Raw genomic sequence first — 22656 nt, forward strand, 5'->3', positions numbered from 1 at the left:
ATAAAATATTGCCAAACGTCACCTCGAGCGCAGTCGAGAGGTCATTAAAAGTCAAGACCTTAAAAGGTCTCGACTGCGCTCGACCAGACATTCATAGCCAAAAGACTAGAATTGAACTGTGCCTAATCCCTAATATCTACCGTAGATTGTCTTTCCCTATTGACGGAAAGCTTGGTCACATCAGGGCGGGAATAATGGCCAACAGGATCAAAGTTTTGGCGTTCTTCATAAACCCTATTAAAGTCCAAAGTTTGATAAATCAAGCCTTCTTGGTCCACAATGGGTTCCACAATCCATTCGCCGTCTGGGCCAGCAATACAACTGCCTCCATTGGCCAAAACCTTGGGCGCTTTTTCCAAAATCTTATCCAAGTGAGGGGTCTCCTTTGGAAAATCTGAACTGGTCATCAAAGAGGAAACGGATATGACATAACTCCGCGATTCACGGGCAATAAAACGGGTAATGTCCTTGGTATTGTGCAACCCTCCGGGCCATACCGCCACATGCAGATTTTCTCCCTGACCATAAAGAGCCGTTCTGGGTAAGGGCATCCAATTCTCCCAACAATTAAGTCCGCCTACCGTAAATTGTTTCAGCGGGTGGACTTGTAATCCATTGCCGTCACCAGGTGCCCAGGTGAGCCGTTCATCATAGGTAGGCTGTAATTTTCGGTGCACGGATTTGATTTCCCCATTTGGGTCAATGTAAACCAATGAACAGTACAAACTGTGTCCGCCACGATCCTTGGCGCGTTCCATCATTCCCAAATACAGAGCTATATTGTTTTCTCTCGCCAATGTGCAAATGGAATCCAATTCCCCTGCTTCTATTTGAATGGAATTTCGAGCGTAATGGGCATGCAGTTCTTTGTTGACTTTTAAGTCCCATGCAGCACCTTCGGTGTACGCCAACCAAAAGGGATATCCAGGCAGGAAAGCTTCGCCAAAAACCAGCAGTTCCGATTTTTCCTTGGCTGCTTCCAGAATGGTTGCTTCAATTTTCTGGATGGTAGCTTTTTTATCCAGCCAAACAGGGGCTATTTGCGCCAATGCCACCTTTAATTGATTTTCCATCACAAAATTCGGTTTATAACTAAGTCCACATCAATCAACAAAATACTGATCACTCCGGAAACAATGATGAACTTTAGAATATTATGCAGCCAAACATAGTGCTTTTTGCCACGAGCCCCCCATAACAAAATGATAAAAAGTCCCAACAGAACAATACATGCCATGAAATACAAATACATGTATCCCACGTCAAAACTTTTGATCAACAACAAGGCTGGCGCCAAGGTTAAAACAATAAGAAAACCAATAATGACCTTGGACACTTTTGGGCCATAAAGAATGGGGATGGTCTTATAATTTTGGGCCATGTCCCCTGCCATATTTTCGAGATCCTTGATCATTTCACGGGCCAAAATCAACAGAAAGAGGAATAGGGCATGTACGAATATGACCGTTTCAAAATTGCCATAGTACACAAAAACCACAAAAAAAGGAGCGATGGCCAAGGATGCAGAAACCAGATTCCCAAGCAAGGGAACCCTTTTAAGCTTATGGGAATACAACCAAATGCCAAAAATGTAGCTTGAGAAAAATAAAACCGCCCGAAACGAAATATAACTTGCCGCCAGCACCGCCAGAAAATTCAGGATAAAGTAGGTAGTGAGCTTAAATCGCTGGCTCACCAATCTATCCAGCATACTTTTCCGGGGTTTGTTAATCAAGTCTTTTTCAGCATCGTAAAAGTTGTTGATGATATAGCCACTAGCAATGACCAAGCCCGAAGCGGTCACTATCAAAAATAGATTTAGGTCCAAAACAACTTCCCGTAAGCTGGTTTGAGGGGAAAGAATAAAAATCGAAGCTAAGTATTGGGCCAGGGTAATGACCAAAATATTGTACCCGCGTACCACAGAAAACAAACTCAACAGCTTAAAAAGCAAGAGTCTATTTCTTCTACTAAGCATGACGATTGTGGTTAGAAGTTGTAAACAACTTCCAAATTGTATCCCTTGAGTGCTTTTTTGGCTTTATCCAAATCCTGGGTAAAACCCAAAATATAACCTCCACCTCCAGAACCGCAGAGTTTTAAGTAGTAATCATTGGTCTCAATTCCTTGCTGCCAAAGTTTGTGGAATTTGGAAGGAATCATGGGTTTAAAATGATCCAAAACCACATGCGATAGCTGTTTTAGATTTCCAAACAGGGATTTCATATTTCCGTTCAGGAAATCTTCCACACAGGCATCCGTGTGTTTTACAAACTGATCTTTGATCATGTTTCGGAAACCTTCCTGCTTCATTTTCTCCATGAAAATCTGCACCATGGGGGCAGTTTCTCCAGTAATACCGCTATCCAATAAGAATACCGCACCTTTCCCTTCTGTGTTTTGGGAGGGTATGCTGGTGGATTCAATATTGTCTTTGGAATTGATGAGGATGGGTAAGCTCAAATAACTGTTCAACGGATCCAGGCCCGAGGATTTACCATGAAAAAAGGATTCCATCAAACCAAAAATGGTTTTCAGCTTCAACAATTTTTCCCGGGTAAGATTTTCAAGAACTGTAATCTTATTGTTGGCATATTTATCATAGATAGCGGCAACAAGGGCCCCGCTACTTCCTATTCCATAACCTTGTGGGATGGAACTGTCAAAATACATTCCCTGGTTCACGTCCCTTTCCAACGCCTCCAAATCAAAAGAAACCAAATTCTTTTCCTTTTTCTCCAACTCGCCCAAATACCCTACAAACGCCCTAAGGCCTTCATTGGATTGTTTTGCAGATGGTGCAGGGTTTTGATCGGTCTTCAGGGCACCTTTAAAAAAGTTATAGGGAATGGAAAGCCCCTTGGAATCCTTGATGATTCCGTACTCCCCAAATAGTAAAATCTTAGAATAAAAAAGAGGTCCTTTCATGGTTGCATCTAAAGTACAAACTATTTTGTTTAATTCAACACAAAATTGGTTAAACAAAATGATTTTTCCGTTGAAATCCGGCATTATTCGCCAAATTCAGGACAAATAACGCTAAAATTTTCGCTTGATTACTTTTTAGAGATGATTAATTTTTTGGCTCCCGTCCCAATTCGATCACAAATATAGTGTCCGTTATCGCAATGGGCAACCAATTCATCCTGAACGAATTGTATGACACTCTGCTTGATGGACTCTGGATAAAGCACATGCACATTGGCCCCTGCGTCCAACGTAAAGCAAACCGGCATTCGGGTTTCCTTTCTAAAACCCCATATCTTATTGATGATTTCCAAAGTGTTCGGTTTCATTAAAATAAAATAAGGGTTGCTGCTCATCATCATGGCGTGCAGGGTCAGCGCCTCGCTTTCTACCACCTTTACAAATTCTTCCAAATCCCCTGATTCCAAAATAGACTGCAAAGAAGTCAAGTTTTGATAAGCCTGTTTGAACCGCTCTTCAGCAAATGGATGTCCGTGCATTAGATTGTGACCCACGGTGCTGCTTACCTGTTTTTCGCCCTTATCTACCAGTAAAATGGTGTCATGGTACTGTTTAAAATTATCATGGACTTTATATGGGTACCTTAAACCGAACAAATTGCTGCTTCCTTCAATAGCTTGGTGTTTGCCCCACACCACCAAATCGCCTTCCAAGCTTCTACAGGCACTTCCCGAGCCCAATCGAGCCAAAAAAGAGGCTTTTCTCATGAAAAAAGTAGGATCCATTTGAGGCTGGATTTGTCTCTCCAAGTCCATCAGACACAATGCCAAAGCTGCCATTCCACTGGCGGAGGACGCTATACCACTGCTATGGGGAAAGGAATTGGAAGTCTCTATCACGAAATGATATTTTTTCACAAAGGGCACATATTCGGCAATACGATCAAAAAACACCTCAATTTTAGGCTTAAAATCGGGCTTGGGTTTGCCATCCAAATACAAGTCAAACGAAAACTTGGAAGTTGTCTCCTTTTTTTGATATGAAAGTGTGGTCCTTGTGGCACAAGCATCCAAGGTAAAACTAATGGAGGGGTTGGCCGGGATTTGATTTTTCTTCTTGCCCCAGTATTTAACAAGCGCAATGTTACTGGGTGCTTTCCATGCAACTTTTCCCAATTCGGGTAGAGCTTCAGAATGTTTTGGCAGAAAGTCTTTTTCGGTCATTCAAAAAACTTTTGGCAAAGATAATGGAGTGCAGGGGGTTACAGGGACTTGGATTTAAATAAATTCTTATTTTAGTTGGGAATGCCACTGCCATGAAAAAAAAACTGACCTATATAATCCTATCCGTTCTAATTTGTTTGTTGATAGGTTTTCTGTCCAGTTTTGCCACCCAAAGCTCCGTCAATGATTGGTACCTTGGGCTCAACAAGCCCAGTTTTAATCCCCCAAATTGGATATTTGCCCCGGTTTGGACCATATTGTATATTCTCATGGGAGTAGCTGCCGGCATTGTTTGGTCCAAAGGGTTTCATCATATTTGGGTAAAGACCGCCCTATATCATTTTGGATTCCAGCTCTTGTTCAATGCCCTTTGGAGTATTGTTTTCTTTGGACTTAAAAATCCGTTTTGGGCCTTTTTGGTCATTTTGGTTCTTCTGACCCTGATCGCGCTAACGATCAAGTGGTTCCGTGTAGTAAGCAAGTTGGCTTCTTTCTTGCTCGTTCCCTATCTTCTTTGGGTTTGTTTTGCCACCCTTCTTAATTACAAAATTTGGGAACTGAATTAGGATCGAGCCATTTCCAGTAACTTCATCATCGTCCTATAATTTCGGGTTGTGGCCTGAACCTTCAGCTTGTTTTCAATGAGATTGTTGCTGAGTTTGGCTTTCCCATAGCCTGCCTTACAACAGAGATACACACAGTTATGGTTCACTTGAAACGCTTCATTTTCAAAATGGAGTAGATTAAAACTATCTACTAAATCTTTCTCTGGTTCGGACTTGAGCAACACAAAATACTGGCTCTTTTCCTCTTCCTCCGCAAAGGGATTTTGATCTATTATTAGTTGTAGTTCCTCCTTGGTAAGGGCCAAGGTAGGTACATCAAACCCAAAATGTTTTAGGATTGCCTTATGCACTTCAATTTCAACGTCTTTTGCCGTAAGACCTTCCTTCCGACAACTTAAATTTCCACTTTGAATATAGGTTTCTACATCTTGAAATCCAGCTAGGGTAAGGCATTGCTTTAAGTCTGCCATCTTTATTTTCTTTTGACCACCCACGTTGATTCCCCTAAGGAGTACGATAAAAGTTTTCATCTTTCTTAATATGCATATCGAAACTACACAGATTTATTTTACTAAATTCAGGGGCATCAAAAAAAAAACGTATGGACCAATATATCTTAGCCCTAGATCAGGGAACAACGAGTTCCAGAGCTGTAGTAGTTGATAAAAAGGGCACCATTGTAGCAGTAGCCCAAAAAGAATTTACACAGATTTTCCCGAAACCAGGTTGGGTGGAGCACGACGCAAAGGAAATCTGGGCTACCCAAGCAGGGATGGCTGCAGAAGCTGTTAGCCAGAAGGGATTGAAAGCGGAACAAATATCGGCCATAGGAATTACCAACCAACGCGAAACTGTAGTAGTTTGGGACAAGCGAACGGGGGAGCCTATTTACAACGCCATCGTTTGGCAGGACAAACGAACTGCCGGATATTGTGACGAGCTAAAGTCCCAGGGGAAATCAGAAATGATCAGAAACAAAACTGGATTGGTCATTGATTCCTACTTTTCAGGGACCAAGGTGAAATGGATTCTGGATCATGTGGACGGTGCCAGGGAGAAAGCCAAATCCGGAAATCTGTTAATGGGTACCATTGATACTTGGCTCATTTGGAAAATGACGGAGGGCAACTTGCACATTACAGACGTAACCAATGCTTCACGCACCCTTTTGTTCAATATCAATACCATGGATTGGGATGTAGAACTATTGGAGCTCTTTGGCATTCCCAAAGAAATGCTTCCCCAAGTAAAGCAATCCAGCGAGGTTTATGGGTACACGAGTCCCAACTTTTTTGCGTCCAAAATTCCGATAGCGGGGATTGCGGGCGATCAGCAGGCGGCTTTGTTTGGGCAAATGTGTACTCAGGAGGGTATGGTAAAAAATACCTATGGAACAGGTTGTTTTATGCTGATGAACATTGGGGACCAACCTATTGTTTCCAAAAAAAACTTGCTGACAACGGTAGCCTGGAAAATTGATGGGAAAACCACCTATGCCCTAGAAGGCAGTGTGTTTATAGCTGGTGCAGTGGTGCAATGGCTACGTGATAGTCTCAACATCATTAAGACCTCTTCCGAAGTGGAACAATTGGCGGGTTCCGTGAAGGACTCTGACGGCGTTTACCTTGTTCCTGCTTTTGCAGGTTTGGGGGCGCCCTATTGGAACCAGCATGCGCAAGGTACAGTATTCGGTTTGACCCGTGGTAGCACGGATGCACATATTGCCAGAGCCGCCTTGGACTCCATTGCCTATCAGACCATGGATATTCTAAGAGCAATGGAAGCCGATTCCGGGATTACCATAAATGAACTTAGGGTTGATGGTGGTGCAACGGTCAATAACCTATTGATGCAATTCCAGGCAGATGTACTGGATACCGTTACGGTAAGACCCAAGGTGGTTGAGACCACGGTAATGGGTGCTGCTTATTTAGCTGGATTGGCAGTGAATTATTGGAAAAGTCCCGAAGAAATTCAAGATATTTGGCAGACCGATGTTCATTTTAAACCTTCGAAGGAACGAGAAACCATTGACCAAAAAATTAAAGGCTGGTACAAAGCCATAAGAGCTTTGGAATATTGGGCAAACGAAGCTTAAAACTCAATCCTAACAAATAACCAACCCACTATATATGACTCCTTTTATTTCTGAAATTGTTGGAACCTTTCTTTTAATCCTAATGGGATGTGGCGTTAATGCCAACGTATCCCTTCAAAAAACATATGGTAGCGGTTCCGGATGGATCGTAATAACCACTGGATGGGCCTTGGCTGTATACACAGGGGTGGTCGTAGCAGGCCCTCACAGCGGTGCGCATCTGAACCCTGCGGTTACCATTGGACTTGCGTTGGCCGGTGAATTCTCCATTTATGATGTTCCCAGTTACCTAATCGCCCAACTTGTTGGAGCTATGTTGGGAGCATTTATTGTGTGGATACTCAACAAGAAGCATTTTGACGCCACGGAAGAAGGCGCTACCAAGCGTGGTGTTTTTTGTACCGCACCGGCCATTCCCAACACGGCTCTAAATCTATTTAGTGAACTTGTTGGCACTTTTGTTTTAATATTTGCTGTACTTTATTTCACGGATGCGACAAATACTTCGGATAACACCATAATTGGTCTTGGCTCTCTTGGCGCCCTCCCTGTTGCCCTGATTGTTTGGGGCATTGGACTTTCCTTGGGTGGTACTTCTGGTTATGCGATAAATCCTGCGAGGGATTTGGGCCCTCGAATTATTCATGCCTTGGTTCCCATAAAAAATAAAGGATCTAATGGTTGGGGGTATTCGTGGATACCTATTGTTGGCCCCATTTTGGGTGCCGCTGTGGCAGCCGGATTGGCCATCGCTCTCGCTTAACAGTTATTTTTTGGAACCAATGGCTTTGGCGGCAATATAAGCACCGGTCCAGGCATTTTGAAAGTTAAAGCCGCCGGTAATGGCATCAACATTGATAATTTCCCCGGCAAAGTAAAGGTTAGGGTGTATTTTGCTTCCAAAAGTCTTAAAGTTGATTTCTTTGAGATCAACACCGCCTGCCGTAACAAATTCCTCTTTGAAGGTACTTTTGCCAATTACCCTATAGGTGCCCTCTGTAAGTTCCTTGGCCAGATTTTGCAACATTTCCTTGGTCACCTCAGCCCATCTTACATTGGTCTCTATTCCTGCGGCATGTACCAATTTGGCCCAAAGCCTTTTGGGAAGATTGACGGCTCTTGTTCGAATTACCGTTTTTCTCGCCTCCACTTCCTTGATTTCCCTAAGAAATCCTTCCATGGAACCCAAAGTGTATTCCGGAGTCCAGTTGATCTTGATCTTAAAATTGTATTGGTATTCGTTCAGAATGTTGGCTCCCCAAGCTGATAACCTTAATACGGCCGGACCACTTAGCCCCCAATGGGTCACAAGCACATCGCCTTCTGCTTGTAGCACCGGTTCTTCCCTTGGAGCACTTTTTAGATTTAGGGCCACCTTGGAGGAAAATAGCTTTTTGGGAGGCACCTGTACTGAAGCAAAAGTACTTACTCCCTGGATTTCGGCCAATCTGGAATCCCGAATATTAAAGGTGAACAAGGATGGAACAGGGGGAACAATGGTATGTCCCAATTCTTCCAAAAATCTCCATGCCTTGAGACTGCTCCCAGCGGTAACCAGCAGGCTTTTGCCTTGGTAATGTTTGTTCATGGTGGTCACCTGCCATCTTCCGTTATCTTGAAGTTTTGAAAGTTGCTTTACCGCACTATTTTTCAATACTTGCACACCCAATTTTTGGGCTTCGGTAACCAAGCAATCTATAATGGTCTGGGAATCATCACTAACTGGAAAAACACGACCATCCTCCTCAATTTTGAGAGGTACGCCCCTTTGTTCAAAAAATTCCATGACATCGCCAGGTCCATGCACATGGAAAGGGCCCAATAATTCTTTCTTACCTCTTGGATAGTTGAGAATCAGCTCCCTTGGAGAAAATTCACCATGGGTCACATTGCATCTTCCCCCGCCTGAAACTTTTACTTTAGAGAGCACATTTTTTCCTCTTTCAAAAATGGCAATTTTCAATGTAGGGTCAAGCCCAGCAATATGAATTGCAGCATAGAAGCCTGCGGCACCCCCTCCAACAATGATTACATCGTACATTAATGTACCCGTTCCGGATAGTTTGTGATGATGCCATCCACTCCAAACGTCTTCATTTTCACAATATCCGAAGGTTCATTTACTGTCCATGTATAGACTTTGAATCCCTCACCTTGCATCTCTGATGTATTTTCTTCTGTTAGGGATTTAAAATTGGGATTGATGGCAACAGCATTTAGTTCTTTGGCCACGGGAATTGCTTCCAAGGGGTCGTCCTCTGTAAGGATTGCAATCTGCACATTTGGGTTCAATCTTCTAATTTCCCTTAACTCATCCCATCTAAAACTGGAAATAAGGATGTTATTGGCGGCCCAACCTCTTTCCCTTATGTAATAGTCGGTGATGAAGTTTACTCGATCAGCTGTATCTGCACCCTTTAACTCTATATTTAGTGCCACCTGGTTATTGATCAATTTGAGCACATCCTGAAGCATGGGAATACGATGGTTGCCATCCAAGATAAGCTGCTGCATATCCACAACATTATATTCCTCTATGTTGCCTCCCCCATTGGAAAGTCGCTCCACCCTTTCATCATGGAAAACCACTATCTCGCCACTCTTGATTTTAAACACATCAATTTCAATCATATCAACACCCAAATCCAATGCTTTTTGCACAGAAGCCAAGGTGTTTTCAGTTTCGTGGCCCATAGCTCCCCTATGACCTATGACCAAGGGATTGGATTCAATCATTCCGCAACTATTGATTAGAAAAATTGTAAAAGAAAGCAATAGTAAAGTTTTTTTCATTCTAAGTCATTTTAATAGCTAAAAATACGATTTGAAAATGAAATTTTAGCAGTAAATATGTTCAATAAAATCCTACAAAAAAGCATTGAAATTATGTATTCAACATTTTTGGATGTCACATTTTGTCAATATGTTAAATTTATTTTAATATTTTTATCATATTAATAACCAATAAATTAGCTCGCATGTTTTCAAAATCCAATTTACTGGCTACAGTAGTAGCTACAATTGTTATGTTTCTGCTTGGATACCTCTTATGGGGAATTGCGGCAGAGAGTCTTATGGAAGGTCATGTTATTACGAACATCTTTAAGGAAGAACCCGATTTTGTTTTTATCATTTTGGGAAATCTTGTTTCAGCGTTTGCCTTGAGCAATCTTTATGGTAAATGGGCCAGAGGCCACCACAGCGCCAAGGAAGGTGCACAATTTGGTGCCTGGATAGGACTTTTTGCTGGACTGGGAACAGCTTTAATCCAGTATGCCACTGCCAACATGATGGATTTAACCGGTCATTTAATGGACTTTGTTTTGGCCTTGGTTTACTTTGTGGTAACAGGTGTGGTTATCGCGTTGGTTTATCAAAAAACAGCCGCTAAGGAATAACGATAATTAACCGACCTTTGAACTTTGGCGGCCCACAATGTGGGCCGCTTTTTATTGAACACTAAAAATATAGGATTCCAAAGGCGGGAGTTGTAGGCTAATAAACCCACGTCCTTCTTGGATTTTTAGCGTAGCTTTTTCAATTCCATACAACTCTTCCTTTAAAGCGTAGGCAGAATTTTTCAGATGCCATTTGGCTATCACATCCTCCGGTATCTTTAAGTCCAGGGTATACGTTCTATCCTTGTCAAAATTGGATATGACGATCAACTTCTCCCCATCTTTCCATCGCACAAAAGAGAGTACTTTATGATCATATCCTTCCGTGTGGTCCTTGTTATAAAAATGGATTTCCTCATAGTCTCCCATCAGCGCATTGCTTGAGATCGTAAAATTGAGCAAGCGTTGGTAAAAGTCCCTCAAGTTTTTCTCATCCTCAGTAAGTTGCCCCCCATCAAAATGCCCATTGTTCATCCAACGCTGATGGTGCGGCACACCAACATAGTCAAAAATAGAGGTGCGACTGGGTTTTCCAAAGCCCGCATCCTCCACACCGGGTTCACCCACTTCTTGTCCAAAATAAATCATAGTTGGAGATGTGCTCAAGGTGGCAGAAACTACCATGGCGGGCTTTCCCATTTGTGAACTTCCAGCAAACTCGGGGCTTGCAATTCGTTGCTCATCATGATTCTCCAAAAAATGGAGCATGTGGTGTTCAATATCTGCCATTCCTTTTTGAACCACTGGGATATGATCCGTCCAACCGTAGCCCATCATAACATGCTTTATACTATCGTACAACTCCACCTTGTCATAGAGGTAATCCATTTTTCCTTTATGGATATAATCGCGGTACAAATCTGGGTTGTACACCTCGGCCAACAAAAAAGCATCTGGATTTTTAGTTTTAATATTGGAATTGAGGTAGCTCCAAAACTCTACAGGAACCATTTCGGCCATATCATAACGAAACCCGTCTACACCAAAGTCCAACCAATAGAGCGCAATGTCCTTGAACTTATTCCAAGAGTTGGGGACAGTTTTGTTTTCCCAAAACTGAAAGTGTTCCGCATACCCTTGTTTTTCCATTCCCATGGGGAGTTCCTCAAAATCCTTGGACCCATCGGGTCGCAAGCCATAATTTACCTTAACCGTTTCGTACCAATCGTTGAAGTGGGGTTGTGCCAATCGCGAACCGTTGCCAGTCCATTTTGCAGGGTTCTCCTCAAATTTTCCATCAGCTAAAACCGATTCCTCCCCTCCAAGAGGCAAATACCCATCTTGCCACTCGGGAACTTTAAAAGTGCTTTTGGGTATGTAGTAAAAATTATTATTGACATCATACTCCTTGGAAATATCATCATGAGCACCAAAATCCACGGTGCCTTCAGGGTTGGTCAAGCCTTGGTAGCTTCTGGCCACATGGTTGGGAACAATATCAATGATTACCTTCATTCCAGCTGCATGGGTACGATCAATAAGTGCTTTGAACTCCTCAAGGCGTGTGGCTGGATCAACTGCCAAATCCGGATTCACATTGTAATAGTCCTTTACCGCGTAGGGAGATCCTGCCCTTCCTTTGACCACATCGGGGTCGTCATTGGAAATCCCATAAGCTGTATAGTCATTGACCAAGGCATGGTGGGGCACCCCGGTATACCAAACATGTGTCACCCCCAACTTCCTGATTTCTGCAAGAGCTTTTTCCGAAAAATCATTAAACTTCCCCACCCCATTCTCTTCAATGGTTCCCCAAGTTTTGTTGGTGGTATTGGTATTACCAAAAAGGCGGGTAAAAACTTGGTAAACAACGGCTTTCTTTTTCATGCTTGGTTTTGGATTGGCTTGGTCAGGTTTGGATTCACAGGAAAGCACTGTTCCCATCAGCAATAACAGTACTATTCCCAAGTTACGTTTCATCCTTCTATCTTCTCACCCGGAACCAGTGGCACAAGCTTGCCGTTTACTTGGATTGTCAAGTTGGCTTCTCCTGTTAATTCGAAAACAGAGCTCTTTTTGGACACGGATACGGTAACAATTTGGTTCCGATAGTTAATTTTAAAGGCATAGGAATCCCACTGTTCGGGAATTTGAGGGCTAAAGGACAGCTGGTCATCTGTTATGCGCATTCCGCCAAATCCTTCTACAATGCTCATCCATGTTCCTGCCATTGAAGTAATATGCAGCCCTTCTTCCACTTCTTTATTATAGTCATCCAAATCCAACCGGGAAGTTCTCAGATAGAACCTATAGGCCTGTTCCATCCTACCCAGCTTTGCGGCTTGAATACTATGTACGCAAGGGGACAGTGAGGATTCATGCACCGTAAACGGCTCATAAAAATCGAAGTGCTTTTCCAAGGCATCTTGGCTGAAATGATCTTCGAAAAAATAAAATCCCTGAAGAACGTCGGCTTGTTTGATATAAGGTGAGCGCAAAATTCTGTCCCAACTCCATTTCTGGTTAATGGGGCGTTCCGACTTGTCCAAATCGGACACTTGCACCAAATCCTTATCCAAAAAACCATCCTGCTGTAAAAAGACTTGATGTTTTTCAGAGAATGGAAAATACATTTGGTCTGCAACCCTGGCCCAATCTGAAGTTTCTTCGGAAGTGATTTTGGTCTTGGTCTGAATTCGTTTGAAATCCTCAGGATATTCCTTTTCTACGATTCCTATTTGTTCCAAAGCATATTCCATACACCATTTAGCCAAGTAGTTGGTATACCAGTTGTTGTTTACGTTGTTCTCATACTCATTGGGTCCTGTAACACCCAACATGACATAGCGCTGTTTATCCTCAGAAAAATTGACCCGTTGATGCCAGAATCGGGCTATCCCAATCAGGACTTCCAATCCCATTTTTGGAATATAGCTGTAGTCTCCCGTAAAACGGTGGTAATTGAAAATAGCGAAGCTAATAGCTCCATTTCTGTGTATTTCCTCAAAGGTAATTTCCCATTCGTTATGACATTCCTCCCCATTCATGGTTACCATGGGATAGAGTGCCGCCCCATTGGAAAAACCGAGCTTTTCGGCATTTTCAATGGCCTTCTCCAGGTGGTTGTATCGGTACTCCAAAAGATTCCAGGCCACCCCTTGATTTTTTGTTGCCATATAGAAAGGAAGACAATAGGCTTCTGTGTCCCAATAGGTACTTCCTCCATATTTCTCCCCTGTAAATCCTTTGGGGCCAATATTAAGTCTGGAATCCTTCCCCAGATAGGTTTGGTTCAGCTGAAAAATATTGAATCGGATACCTTGTTGTGCTTTTATATCCCCTTCAATGGTGATATCGCTCATTTCCCAAATTTTGGCCCAGGCTTCCTTTTGTTTTGCGAGCAATACTTCAAATCCCAAATCGGAGCCCTGCTTTAATACCGTTTTGGCGGCATTGATCAACTGGGTTTTATCATGATTTCTTGAAACCGTATATCCCCCCAATTTGGTCAAGGTTATTTTTTCTCCCTTGGCCACCTCCTGATCAAATTCAATGGACGCATAGGTTTCATTTCTTGTTCCTGCTTTTGAGGCAACTGAATTTCCATTGTAAGCTACTTGGGCTTCCATAAAAGTACAGGTGGCAAAATTGGTCTTCATGGTGTGGGCTTCAATAAATGCTTGGTTGCCCATGACATCTAGCTTGGTAGTATTCCAAAACTTATCGTCCCAATTGCTATCCTCATTGGTAATTCCACTGTCCAAATAGGGCACAAACCTGATTTGGGAATCCTGATTTATTGGCGTAATCTCGTATTGTATGACCCCCAAAGCATCCAAATCCAAGCTTAAAAATCGGGTTGCCTTAACTTGTAGTTCAATTCCATTTGCCATTTGAGCCACAAAACTGCGCTGGTACCAGCCCTCGCGCATGTTGAGTTCCCTCTTAAAATCCTTAACGGCTCTACAAGTGTTCAAATCCAATGGGTCACCATTCACAAAAACATCAATCCCAATCCAATTGGGGGCGTTGAGAACCTTGGCAAAATACTCAGGGTATCCATTTTTCCACCATCCTACCCTGGTCTTGTCTGGGTAATACACCCCTGCTATATAACTTCCCTGAAAGGTTTGCCCGGAATAATGTTCTTCAAAATTGGCCCTTTGGCCCATTGCACCATTCCCAATACTAAACAAGCTTTCGGATGACTTAACCCGTTCTTTATCAAAGCCTTCTTCAACAATAGACCACGCGTCCGCCTTTATATAATCCTGATTCATAATCTGCGCTGATTAATTGGTAAGTAAAAGTTAGTTTTCTAATTCTGCAGCCCTAGAGCAGCTGCAAACTTAGTTAATTGTAGAATCCCTTACCACCAAAGTAGGTTCCAAAATCTTGGTCTGGTACGTTTCCTCTTCTGCTTCGCTCTCCACTTTTTCAATGAGCATCTGAGCAGAAATCTCCCCCATCTTTTGCCCGTGTTGGGCAATTACTGTTAAGCTGGGGTTGGCATATTCGGAAAGAAACCCATCCGTAAATCCAATAAAAGAGATATCCTCCGGAATTCTAAGTCCATTCCTTTGGGCCAAGCGCATGGTATACACAGCAAAAATTTCATTGACACACAGTACCGCATCCATTTCTGTGGATTCAAAAAACTGTTGAATGAGTTCTTCATCCATGTCCATGCTGGACAACTTGAGGATTCTGGATTCGTCAACTTCTAAATTATGCTCGGTTAAGGCCTTTCTGTATCCCTGGGTGCGAGCCTTGCTAACACTTAGATAATCCGCAGTGGTTATGAGCCCAATTTTTTTCCTGCCTTGATCGATCATTTTCTTGGCGGCCATATAAGCTCCAAGTTGATCGTCAATAATCACCTTATCGCATTCTACCTCATTGGTAATCCGATCAAAGAGCACGACGGGAATACCTTGTTCGGTTACCTCTTTTAAATGGTTATAGTCATTTTTTTGCTGGGTCTCTGACGCCAAAGACATGATAAAGCCATCAATACTGCCATTGGCCAACATTTCCATGTTGATCACTTCCCTGTCGAAGGATTCGTCCGAAGAACATACAATTACATTGTACCCACGTGCATTGGCATATTTCTCAATGCCTCGGATTACGGTTGTAAAAAAGTGATGGACAATATCGGGAATGACAACGCCAATATTTTTGGTTCTTTTGTTCTTAAGGCTAATGGCTATATTGTTGGGGCGATAGTTGTAAAGTTTGGCAAAAGCTTGAATCTTTTCCTTGGTATCCCTACTGATCTCCTCACTGTTCTTCAAGGCCTTTGAAACTGTGGATATGGAAACCTCCAATTCCCTTGCAATATCCTTTAATGTAATCTTTGATTTCAATGCGCGCCGTCTTTTCTTCCCAGTATTTTTTTGAAGTTAGCCAATATACATCAGATCTCAACTTTAGTCAAACTTTTTTAACAAAATTGATGGCTCGGCCCAAGGTTAATTTTATGCTAAAAAAAGCGCAAATTTCGGTAAAAAATAAAAATAGTATATTAGCTATAGGATTGCATTAACTTCCAAATCTTCACGGGAAAATTGCGAATTGACTAATTAATAGATAAAAGCTTTACCATACTCGCAAAATCCTAAAGTTATTAACACGAAACCGTTTTCGTTGCGAATCATACTCTAGCTAACTACGGATTAACTTTATTTTTATATATGTTTAACAATTGAATTGAAATTAACTAAACTTAAAATTAATTATTTATGAAGATTACGCTACTAAAAAGCATTTTGCTTTCTGGGGCATTTTTATGCTTTGGATTGGCAAAGGCTCAGACGGTATCTGGTACTGTTACGGATGTAAACGGTCCATTACCGGGAGCAAGTGTTCTTGTAAAAGGCACTACCAATGGTACGCAGACCGATTTTGATGGTAATTATACCCTTAGTGGTATTGACGATTCTTCGGTATTGGTGTTCAGCTACATTGGCTACACCACGCAAGAAATTTCCGTAAATGGACAGACTACCATTAATGTCACGCTTCAGGAAGATGCCCAGGCATTGGATGAAGTTGTAATCATTGGTTATGGTACCACTACGGTAAAAGATGCAACGGGAGCTGTAGCATCCGTAACCGCTGAGGACTTCAACGGAGGTGTAATTTCATCTCCTGAACAGTTGATTCAGGGTAAGACCGCGGGGGTTCAGATTACACAGACCAGTGGTGAACCGGGAGCCGGAGTTGAATTCCGTATTCGGGGTACAAACTCTGTGCGTTCCAACAACAATCCACTTTTCGTAGTTGATGGTGTTCCACTTGCTGGAGATGATACCTCAGCCACTGGACAGGGGAGTTTAGGTTTGGGGTCCAGTGCGGCAAAAAACCCATTGAACTTCTTGAACCCTTCTGATATTGAGAGCATCAGTATTTTGAAGGATGCTTCTGCAACTGCGATCTACGGTTCCAGGGGTGCAAATGGGGTTGTAATCATTACCACGAAGAGTGGTAAAGCTGGATCTGATGGTGTATTCGAGTTTTCTTCTAGCCTTAGTTTCTCCAAGCCTGCCAACGAGTATACCTTGTTGAACCGTGAGCAATTCCTAGCCGGTGTTGCACAATTCGGTGGGGTTGCAGCAGATCAAGATTTTGGTGCAAACACAGATTGGCAAGATATTGTGACTAGAAACGCTACTTCGCACAACCAAAACCTTTCTTGGTCCAAAAACTATGGCAAGGGTAATATCCGCGCCACTTTTGGTTACCAAGATCAGTTTGGTGTTATCGAAGAATCTTCTTTGGAAAGAATTACAGGAAGAGCCAACTGGACACACCGCTTTTTGGATGATAAGCTTAGACTTAATGTACAAGCTACCGTATCACGTGTAAATGATGAATCACCACCCATTTCCGGTAGTGCTGGATTTAACGGGGATTTATTGGGTGCTGCATATTCTGCCAACCCAACTTGGCCCACCGATGTTGATTTTGCTCCAGGTGGAGGTTTGTTAAGCCCTTCCAACTTGTTGCATGTAACTCAAAGTACAGCCTTTACCAACAGGTTCTTGGCTAACGTTTCCTTGGAATACGACTTTACTCCAGAGCTAACGGGTAAGGTAACTTATGGTTATGACACTTCTGAGTCGACTAGAAAATCCGGAATTAGCCGTGATGTAGTTGGTTTGTCCAACGGTACTAGTGGTAATGGTCGTGCCGCAGTAAACGATATCAATGTAGCCAATAACCTTTTGGAGGCAACATTGACCTATAAGAAAGAGTTGGAAAATTCTTTCCTTGATGTTCTTGTTGGTTTCTCATATCAAGATTTTGGAAGAGATGGAAGAAACATCCAAGGATGGGGATTCAATACTTCCAATCTTGACCGTATGGGAGATGATTTGGAGAGATCTGCCAATACCATTGAAGCTAACATTAGCGGAAGATATCAGCAGTACGGTATTGGAACTGGACAAAGTGAGATATTTATAAATCGACTTTTCCCCTCGCCTGTAACCGACAATATTTCTTCTGTGCTAATCGATGTGCGTTCCATTTTTACGGACACTTTCGATTTTACGGATGAGTTGCAGTCTTTCTTTGGTAGGGTAAACTACAGCATTGCAGACAAGTATTTGTTTACTGGTACCATAAGGGCTGATGGTTCTTCCCGTTTTGGTCCGGATAACCAATATGGTTACTTCCCTTCCGGTGCATTTGCCTGGAAATTACATGAAGAGGATTTTATGGGTGATGCGTTCTCAACACTTAAGCTTAGACTTAGTGGAGGTATTACTGGTAACCAAGAAGGTTTAGGGTATGGTAACTTCGTTCGTAGAGAGCGTTACACCACTAACCCTGCGGGTGATATTCAGAATGGTGGGGAAATTGCTATTCCAGGTACCCAAGCAGTATCCTTCGTAAACAACCAATTGAAGTGGGAAGAAACACTTTCCTATGGTGTTGGTCTTGATTTTGGATTTAATAACGATAGGCTTTCAGGAACAATTGATGTGTATCGCAAGGAAACAACAGATCTTCTGTTGAGTGTTCCAGCTGCGCAGCCATCTCCCCAGCCTTTCTTCTTCCAAAACTTGGATGCAACTGTATTGAACCAAGGGGTTGAATTCTCAATCGCTTATGATTTTGCACAATCAGAAGACTTTAATTTGAGCACTTCCTTCAACATTTCCTATAACGAAAACGAATTGCAGGATTTTGGAGGTCAAATTCCAGCAGGTACCATTAGAGGTCAGGGACTTTCTTTGGCATTTGCCCAAATTTTGGCAGGAGACCAGCCATTATTCTCCTATTTCCTAAGAGAGTTTGGAGGATTTGACGGCAATGGTCAGCCTATTGGTGATGTTCAAACCTTTGTTGGTGAGGATGCACTTCCAGACGTTATAGCCGGTTTCTCCTTGAATACCTCTTATAAGAACTAGGATTTCTCAGCTTTTTTCACAGGTCAATTCGGATTCTCCGTGTACAACAACACCGCGAACGCATTCTTTACTGCAGGTTCCATTGCCAACGCAAGAAACGTTACTCCTAATGTTTTGACAAGTGGAGAAGCAGGTAATGCTGCTGCCGAGGTATCTACTAGATTTTTGGAAAAAGGTGATTTTGTACGTTTCCAGAACGCATCCTTAGGGTACAATGTACCTCTAAGTGGTAACGGAGCTATTAAAAGTCTAAGGTTGTCTTTAACAGGACAAAACTTGTTCTTGATTACAGATTACTCAGGCTTGGATCCAGAGGTAAGTGTATCACCAGCTAACAATGGATTGGATCTATTGAATGGTCTACCAACTGCTGGTATAGATTTAACGGCATTCCCAAGACCAAGAACATTCACTTTTGGTGTAAATGCCACCTTTTAATTAAAAAAAATTGAATAATGATGAAAAGAAATCAATTAAAATTATGGCTATTATCCACATTCTGTGTGGTGTTTGCAATTTCGTGTACCGATCTCGAAATTGAAGAATCCGACTCTATCATTGATGAGTCTACGGCCACCGGAGGCATCTTTAATGGTGTTGAAGACCCAGCTGCATCCGTTGACAACCTTTTCAACGGTATGAACAGATTGGGAGATCAGGCCAACTTCTATGCATTGCAGGAAGTAGCTACAGATGAGCAACTGGTTCCTACCAGAGGTACGGACTGGGGCGATAATGGTATTTGGAGAACCCTTCATGCCCATACCTGGTCTCCAGGTCACCAGTATATCCTTAACGTATGGAACAACTGGAACCAGACCATTTTCCTTGCCTCTGAGGTAATAGATTCAAGAAGTAGTTCTACTGCTGAGCAGGTTGCCCAAGCAAGCTTTGTAAGAGCTTTTGCCATGTGGGTAATCATGGACATGTACGGGCAAGTACCTTTCAGACAACCAGATGAAGGTCCTGACGTTAATCCAGTTATCCTATCCAGAACGGAAGCGTATGATTTCGTTTTGAGCGATTTGGATGTTGCTATTGCAGGTCTTCCAAGTGTGGCGGCCAATGATGTTGCCAATCAAAGTAGAGGAACCAAGGCGGCTGCCCGTTTCTTAAAAGCTAGGGTTCTATTGAACTCCGGTGTTTACAGTGGATCTGGAGCTCCAGATGCTTCTGCTCTAAACGAAGTTGTTTCCCTTGTTGATGCCATTGCGGCTGAAGGCTATGCCTTGCAAGATGGTTATTTTGATATTTTCAAGGAAGATGCAGATTCCGAAACTATTTTCTGGTTGCCAACATCCGTGGGTAACAGAATCTGGAACGGGGCTCACTACAACACCGTTGCCCCTGATAACACAGGTGGTGGATGGAACGGATTTAGCACCTTGGCAGAATTCTACGATATGTTTGAAGGTAATCCTACTTCCAACAATGTTGGAGATGGCCAAGAAGAGCGTAGAGGTTGGGTGCCAGATGCATCCAATGCTGATGAAACCAATTTAGGATTCGCTTACGGATTCTTTATCGGACAAGCTTACGATGCCGAAGGAAACGCACTTAACGACCGTCCTGGTAATCCGTTGGTGTTTACCAAGGAATTGCCTGGATTGGTGGGTAACAATGAGCGTACTGGTGTACGGGTCATTAAGTACCATCCAGTTAACGGCTCCTTTACCAACCACGAAATCATCTTCAGATATGCAGATGCCCATTTAATGAAAGCTGAAGCTATCATGAGAGGTGCTGGTGGTGGTGATGCCACTGCAATGGTTAATGAGCTTCGTGCCTTAAGGGGAGCTACTCCACTAGGTTCAGTTACCGAGGCCGATATGTTGGCTGAAAGAGGTAGAGAGCTTTATGTTGAAGCGATCCGTAGAACCGATATGATTCGTTTTGGACAGTTTACCAGAGATTGGGAGTTCAAAAATGCCGAATCTGTTGGGGATGACAACAAAAATTTGTTCCCAATACCAACCAATGCCTTGCTTTCCAATCCAAATTTGGTGCAGAATCCAGGGTATTAACAATCCAAGTTTAAGTTTATCTTATAGTTTAAAGGCTGCCCGCGGGCAGCCTTTTTCTATTTCTCCTTTTCACAGGCAAAGCTCCAGAATCCCCATTACTATTAATCGGATTAATCTTTGAACGGTTAACCCTATTGGATTTTTACAAGTAGTACGTAGTATTTAAGTATGAAAAACAGCTTGTAGGAGTGAAGAGTGATGTTGGAATCTAAAACGATTCCATGGTTATCCCTAGTAAGCTTAATCAGATGATTCAACCAAGTTTAATACGAAGCTCAGCTTGCTCGTTCAATAAATGGAAGACCCTTCACCAAAAATAATTGGCAAAAGGCCTGTTAGAATTTATTTGGCAAAGTAGATATAGATGCCCACCACGATCACGCAAATGGCCAATCCTACCTGCTTCACATGTCGGTAAGGAGTAATCTCAACCTGCTTTGTATATTCTTGGACAAAGGCTTCTTTCCTTGGATAGAATTTACCAATCAATAGCATTATCCCAGCATTCAACAAGAAAAGAATTGCCATGACATGCAAATAATGGGGATACGCATCGGCCTCCACCAATCGTAGGGCTGCTTCATCCGTAACTCCAGCTGCTTTTGCAGCTTCCAATGCATTGTCCACCAATTTGGGTCCAACAATGAACTGACTGATGATATAAAGTCCAGACCCCAAGAATATGGCAATTTTAGCCGCAATGGCCGGAACCCTTTTGGTCAAGTAACCCACCACAATGATGGTCAAAATAGGAATGTTGTAGATTCCATTGATTTCCTGTAAATAATTGAACAAACTTCCGGCATTGGCGATCAAGGGTGCTATGAACATGGCAGCCAAGGCCAAACAAACCCCAAAGACTTTCCCGTACTTCACCACGGTGGACTCGGAAGCCTCCTTATTGATATGCTGCTTGTAGATATCAATCCCAAATAGGGTGACCGAACTGTTCAAAACACTATTGAAGGAGCTCAAAATGGCACCAAAAAGCACAGCGGCAAAAAAGCCAACCAAATATTTGGGTAATACCGCCCCTACCAAGGCTGGGTAGGCAATATCGCTGGACTCTAGGTTTCCATCAAAATAATGAAAGGCAATCATCCCAGGAAGAACCAGGATAAGTGGACCCAAAATCTTCAAAAACGAGGCAAGCAGTAGCCCTTTTTGCCCCTCGGCCAAATTCTTTGCCCCCAAAGCCCGTTGTATAATTTGCTGATTGGTTCCCCAATAAAATAGCTGCACCAACATCATTCCGGTAAAAATGGTAGAGAATGGAACTTCCTGCCCGTGCTCTCCCGTAGAATCAAAGCGTTCTGGGTTCGCGGCCATCAGCGTGTCCAAACCCTGAAAAACACTTCCATCCCCAATGGCCATGAGTCCAAAAATGGGAATCAAAATCCCCCCAATCATCAATCCAATAGCATTGATACTATCCGAGACCGCCACAGCTTTTAGCCCTCCAAAAACCGCATAAATGGAACCAATGACCCCAATGCCCCAAATACAAATGATCAAGGCAGTGGTGTCCGAGACATTCAACATTTCGGGAACATTGAACATTCCGCTGATCGCTACCGATCCTGAGTACAGTATTACTGGTAGCAAAACCACCACATAACCTGTCAAAAACAATCCTGAAGTAATGGTCTTTGTGGCCACATCAAATCGATCCGCCAAAAACTGGGGAACGGTGGTAAGTCCACCTTTTAGATATCTGGGTAACAAAAAAATTGCTGCAACAACCATGGCAATCGCTGCCAATGTTTCCCATGCCATCACGGACAATCCATCTTTATAGGCACTACCGTTCAATCCAACAATCTGCTCCGTGGAAAGATTGGTCAATAATAGCGACCCAGCAATAACGCCTGCTGTTAAACTTCGTCCTCCTAAAAAATAGCCATCGGATGAGGTTTCATCAGTTGAGCGCGTTGCCAAATAAGCAATGATTCCAACGAGTAGCGTAAAGCCTAAAAAAGATAAAATTCCTACCATTACAATATCTTGGTTTGTTAGTAATCCTTAAATATATTGGATTATTTGTCAATACAATAGCCCT

General features: G+C 42.7%; 18 protein-coding genes. 7 read left to right on the forward strand and 11 right to left on the reverse strand.

Going from position 1 to position 22656, the window contains the following annotated elements; genetic code table 11:
• Positions 1-122: 122 nt before the first annotated feature.
• From ACO6S0_RS15350 to ACO6S0_RS15365, 4 genes are all read right to left on the reverse strand, one after another.
• Positions 123-1073, reverse strand: a complete 951-nt coding sequence (locus ACO6S0_RS15350; RefSeq protein WP_422349199.1) for a carbon-nitrogen hydrolase family protein — start codon at positions 1071-1073, stop codon at positions 123-125.
• Complete coding sequence (locus ACO6S0_RS15355) at positions 1073-1978, reverse strand: geranylgeranylglycerol-phosphate geranylgeranyltransferase (protein ID WP_422349200.1); 906 nt, start codon at positions 1976-1978, stop codon at positions 1073-1075. The genes ACO6S0_RS15350 and ACO6S0_RS15355 overlap by 1 nt, the downstream gene beginning before the upstream one ends.
• 11 nt (positions 1979-1989) lie before the next feature.
• Positions 1990-2928 carry a mevalonate kinase family protein gene (locus tag ACO6S0_RS15360; RefSeq protein ID WP_422349201.1) on the reverse strand — a complete coding sequence of 313 codons (939 nt, stop codon included), beginning with the start codon at positions 2926-2928 and terminating at the stop codon, positions 1990-1992.
• Between the two features lie 128 nt (positions 2929-3056).
• Entirely contained in the window at positions 3057-4151 is a 1095-nt protein-coding gene (locus tag ACO6S0_RS15365) for a diphosphomevalonate/mevalonate 3,5-bisphosphate decarboxylase family protein (RefSeq protein ID WP_422349202.1), read from the reverse strand.
• A gap of 92 nt (positions 4152-4243) precedes the next feature.
• Between ACO6S0_RS15365 and ACO6S0_RS15370 the strand changes: the two genes are divergently transcribed.
• Positions 4244-4717: a TspO/MBR family protein gene (locus tag ACO6S0_RS15370; RefSeq protein WP_422349203.1), complete on the forward strand. Its 474-nt coding sequence runs from the start codon at positions 4244-4246 to the stop codon at positions 4715-4717.
• Here the strand turns inward: ACO6S0_RS15370 and ACO6S0_RS15375 are convergent.
• Positions 4714-5247 (reverse strand): DUF1697 domain-containing protein, encoded by a 534-nt coding sequence (locus ACO6S0_RS15375; protein WP_422349204.1) that lies wholly within the window; start codon positions 5245-5247, stop codon positions 4714-4716. The genes ACO6S0_RS15370 and ACO6S0_RS15375 overlap by 4 nt on opposite strands.
• A 71-nt stretch (positions 5248-5318) precedes the next feature.
• Between ACO6S0_RS15375 and glpK the strand changes: the two genes are divergently transcribed.
• Complete coding sequence (gene glpK, locus ACO6S0_RS15380) at positions 5319-6815, forward strand: glycerol kinase GlpK (protein ID WP_422349205.1); 1497 nt, start codon at positions 5319-5321, stop codon at positions 6813-6815.
• A 34-nt stretch (positions 6816-6849) separates the two neighbouring features.
• Positions 6850-7578, forward strand: coding sequence for an MIP/aquaporin family protein (locus tag ACO6S0_RS15385; RefSeq protein ID WP_422349206.1), 729 nt, complete (start codon positions 6850-6852; stop codon positions 7576-7578).
• Positions 7579-7581: 3 nt separating this feature from the next.
• On the opposite strand, the gene ACO6S0_RS15390 is transcribed toward ACO6S0_RS15385, so the two are convergent.
• Positions 7582-8856, reverse strand: coding sequence for an NAD(P)/FAD-dependent oxidoreductase (locus tag ACO6S0_RS15390; protein ID WP_422349207.1), 1275 nt, complete (start codon positions 8854-8856; stop codon positions 7582-7584).
• Positions 8856-9608 carry a glycerophosphodiester phosphodiesterase gene (locus ACO6S0_RS15395; protein ID WP_422349208.1) on the reverse strand — a complete coding sequence of 251 codons (753 nt, stop codon included), beginning with the start codon at positions 9606-9608 and terminating at the stop codon, positions 8856-8858. Before ACO6S0_RS15395 ends, ACO6S0_RS15390 begins: the two co-directional genes overlap by 1 nt.
• A gap of 185 nt (positions 9609-9793) precedes the next feature.
• Here ACO6S0_RS15395 and ACO6S0_RS15400 point away from each other — a divergent pair, with 185 nt between their 5' ends.
• Positions 9794-10213 carry a hypothetical protein gene (locus ACO6S0_RS15400; RefSeq protein ID WP_422349209.1) on the forward strand — a complete coding sequence of 140 codons (420 nt, stop codon included), beginning with the start codon at positions 9794-9796 and terminating at the stop codon, positions 10211-10213.
• Between the two features lie 51 nt (positions 10214-10264).
• Here the strand turns inward: ACO6S0_RS15400 and ACO6S0_RS15405 are convergent, their stop codons facing one another.
• The 3 genes from ACO6S0_RS15405 to ACO6S0_RS15415 form a co-directional block, all read right to left on the reverse strand.
• Entirely contained in the window at positions 10265-12133 is a 1869-nt protein-coding gene (locus ACO6S0_RS15405) for an alpha-amylase family glycosyl hydrolase (RefSeq protein WP_422349210.1), read from the reverse strand.
• Positions 12130-14433: a glycoside hydrolase family 65 protein gene (locus ACO6S0_RS15410; protein ID WP_422349211.1), complete on the reverse strand. Its 2304-nt coding sequence runs from the start codon at positions 14431-14433 to the stop codon at positions 12130-12132. The genes ACO6S0_RS15405 and ACO6S0_RS15410 overlap by 4 nt, the downstream gene beginning before the upstream one ends.
• A gap of 69 nt (positions 14434-14502) precedes the next feature.
• Entirely contained in the window at positions 14503-15522 is a 1020-nt protein-coding gene (locus tag ACO6S0_RS15415; RefSeq protein WP_138837661.1) for a LacI family DNA-binding transcriptional regulator, read from the reverse strand.
• A 375-nt stretch (positions 15523-15897) separates the two neighbouring features.
• Between ACO6S0_RS15415 and ACO6S0_RS15420 the strand changes: the two genes are divergently transcribed.
• The 3 genes from ACO6S0_RS15420 to ACO6S0_RS15430 are packed head-to-tail and all read left to right on the forward strand — an operon-like array spanning position 15898 to position 20597.
• On the forward strand, positions 15898-18573 hold the full coding sequence (locus ACO6S0_RS15420) for a SusC/RagA family TonB-linked outer membrane protein (RefSeq protein WP_422349212.1): 2676 nt from the start codon (positions 15898-15900) through the stop codon (positions 18571-18573).
• Between the two features lie 39 nt (positions 18574-18612).
• Entirely contained in the window at positions 18613-19011 is a 399-nt protein-coding gene (locus tag ACO6S0_RS15425; RefSeq protein WP_422349213.1) for a hypothetical protein, read from the forward strand.
• Between the two features lie 17 nt (positions 19012-19028).
• A complete protein-coding gene (locus tag ACO6S0_RS15430; protein ID WP_422349214.1) occupies positions 19029-20597 on the forward strand; it encodes a RagB/SusD family nutrient uptake outer membrane protein in 1569 nt (522 codons plus the stop codon).
• A 342-nt stretch (positions 20598-20939) separates the two neighbouring features.
• Here ACO6S0_RS15430 and ACO6S0_RS15435 read toward each other — a convergent pair whose 3' ends face one another.
• Positions 20940-22592 (reverse strand): solute:sodium symporter family transporter, encoded by a 1653-nt coding sequence (locus tag ACO6S0_RS15435; RefSeq protein WP_422349215.1) that lies wholly within the window; start codon positions 22590-22592, stop codon positions 20940-20942.
• Positions 22593-22656: the final 64 nt, after the last annotated feature.

This window comes from Flagellimonas sp. (assembly GCF_965233845.1).
Lineage (GTDB): Bacteria > Bacteroidota > Bacteroidia > Flavobacteriales > Flavobacteriaceae > Flagellimonas.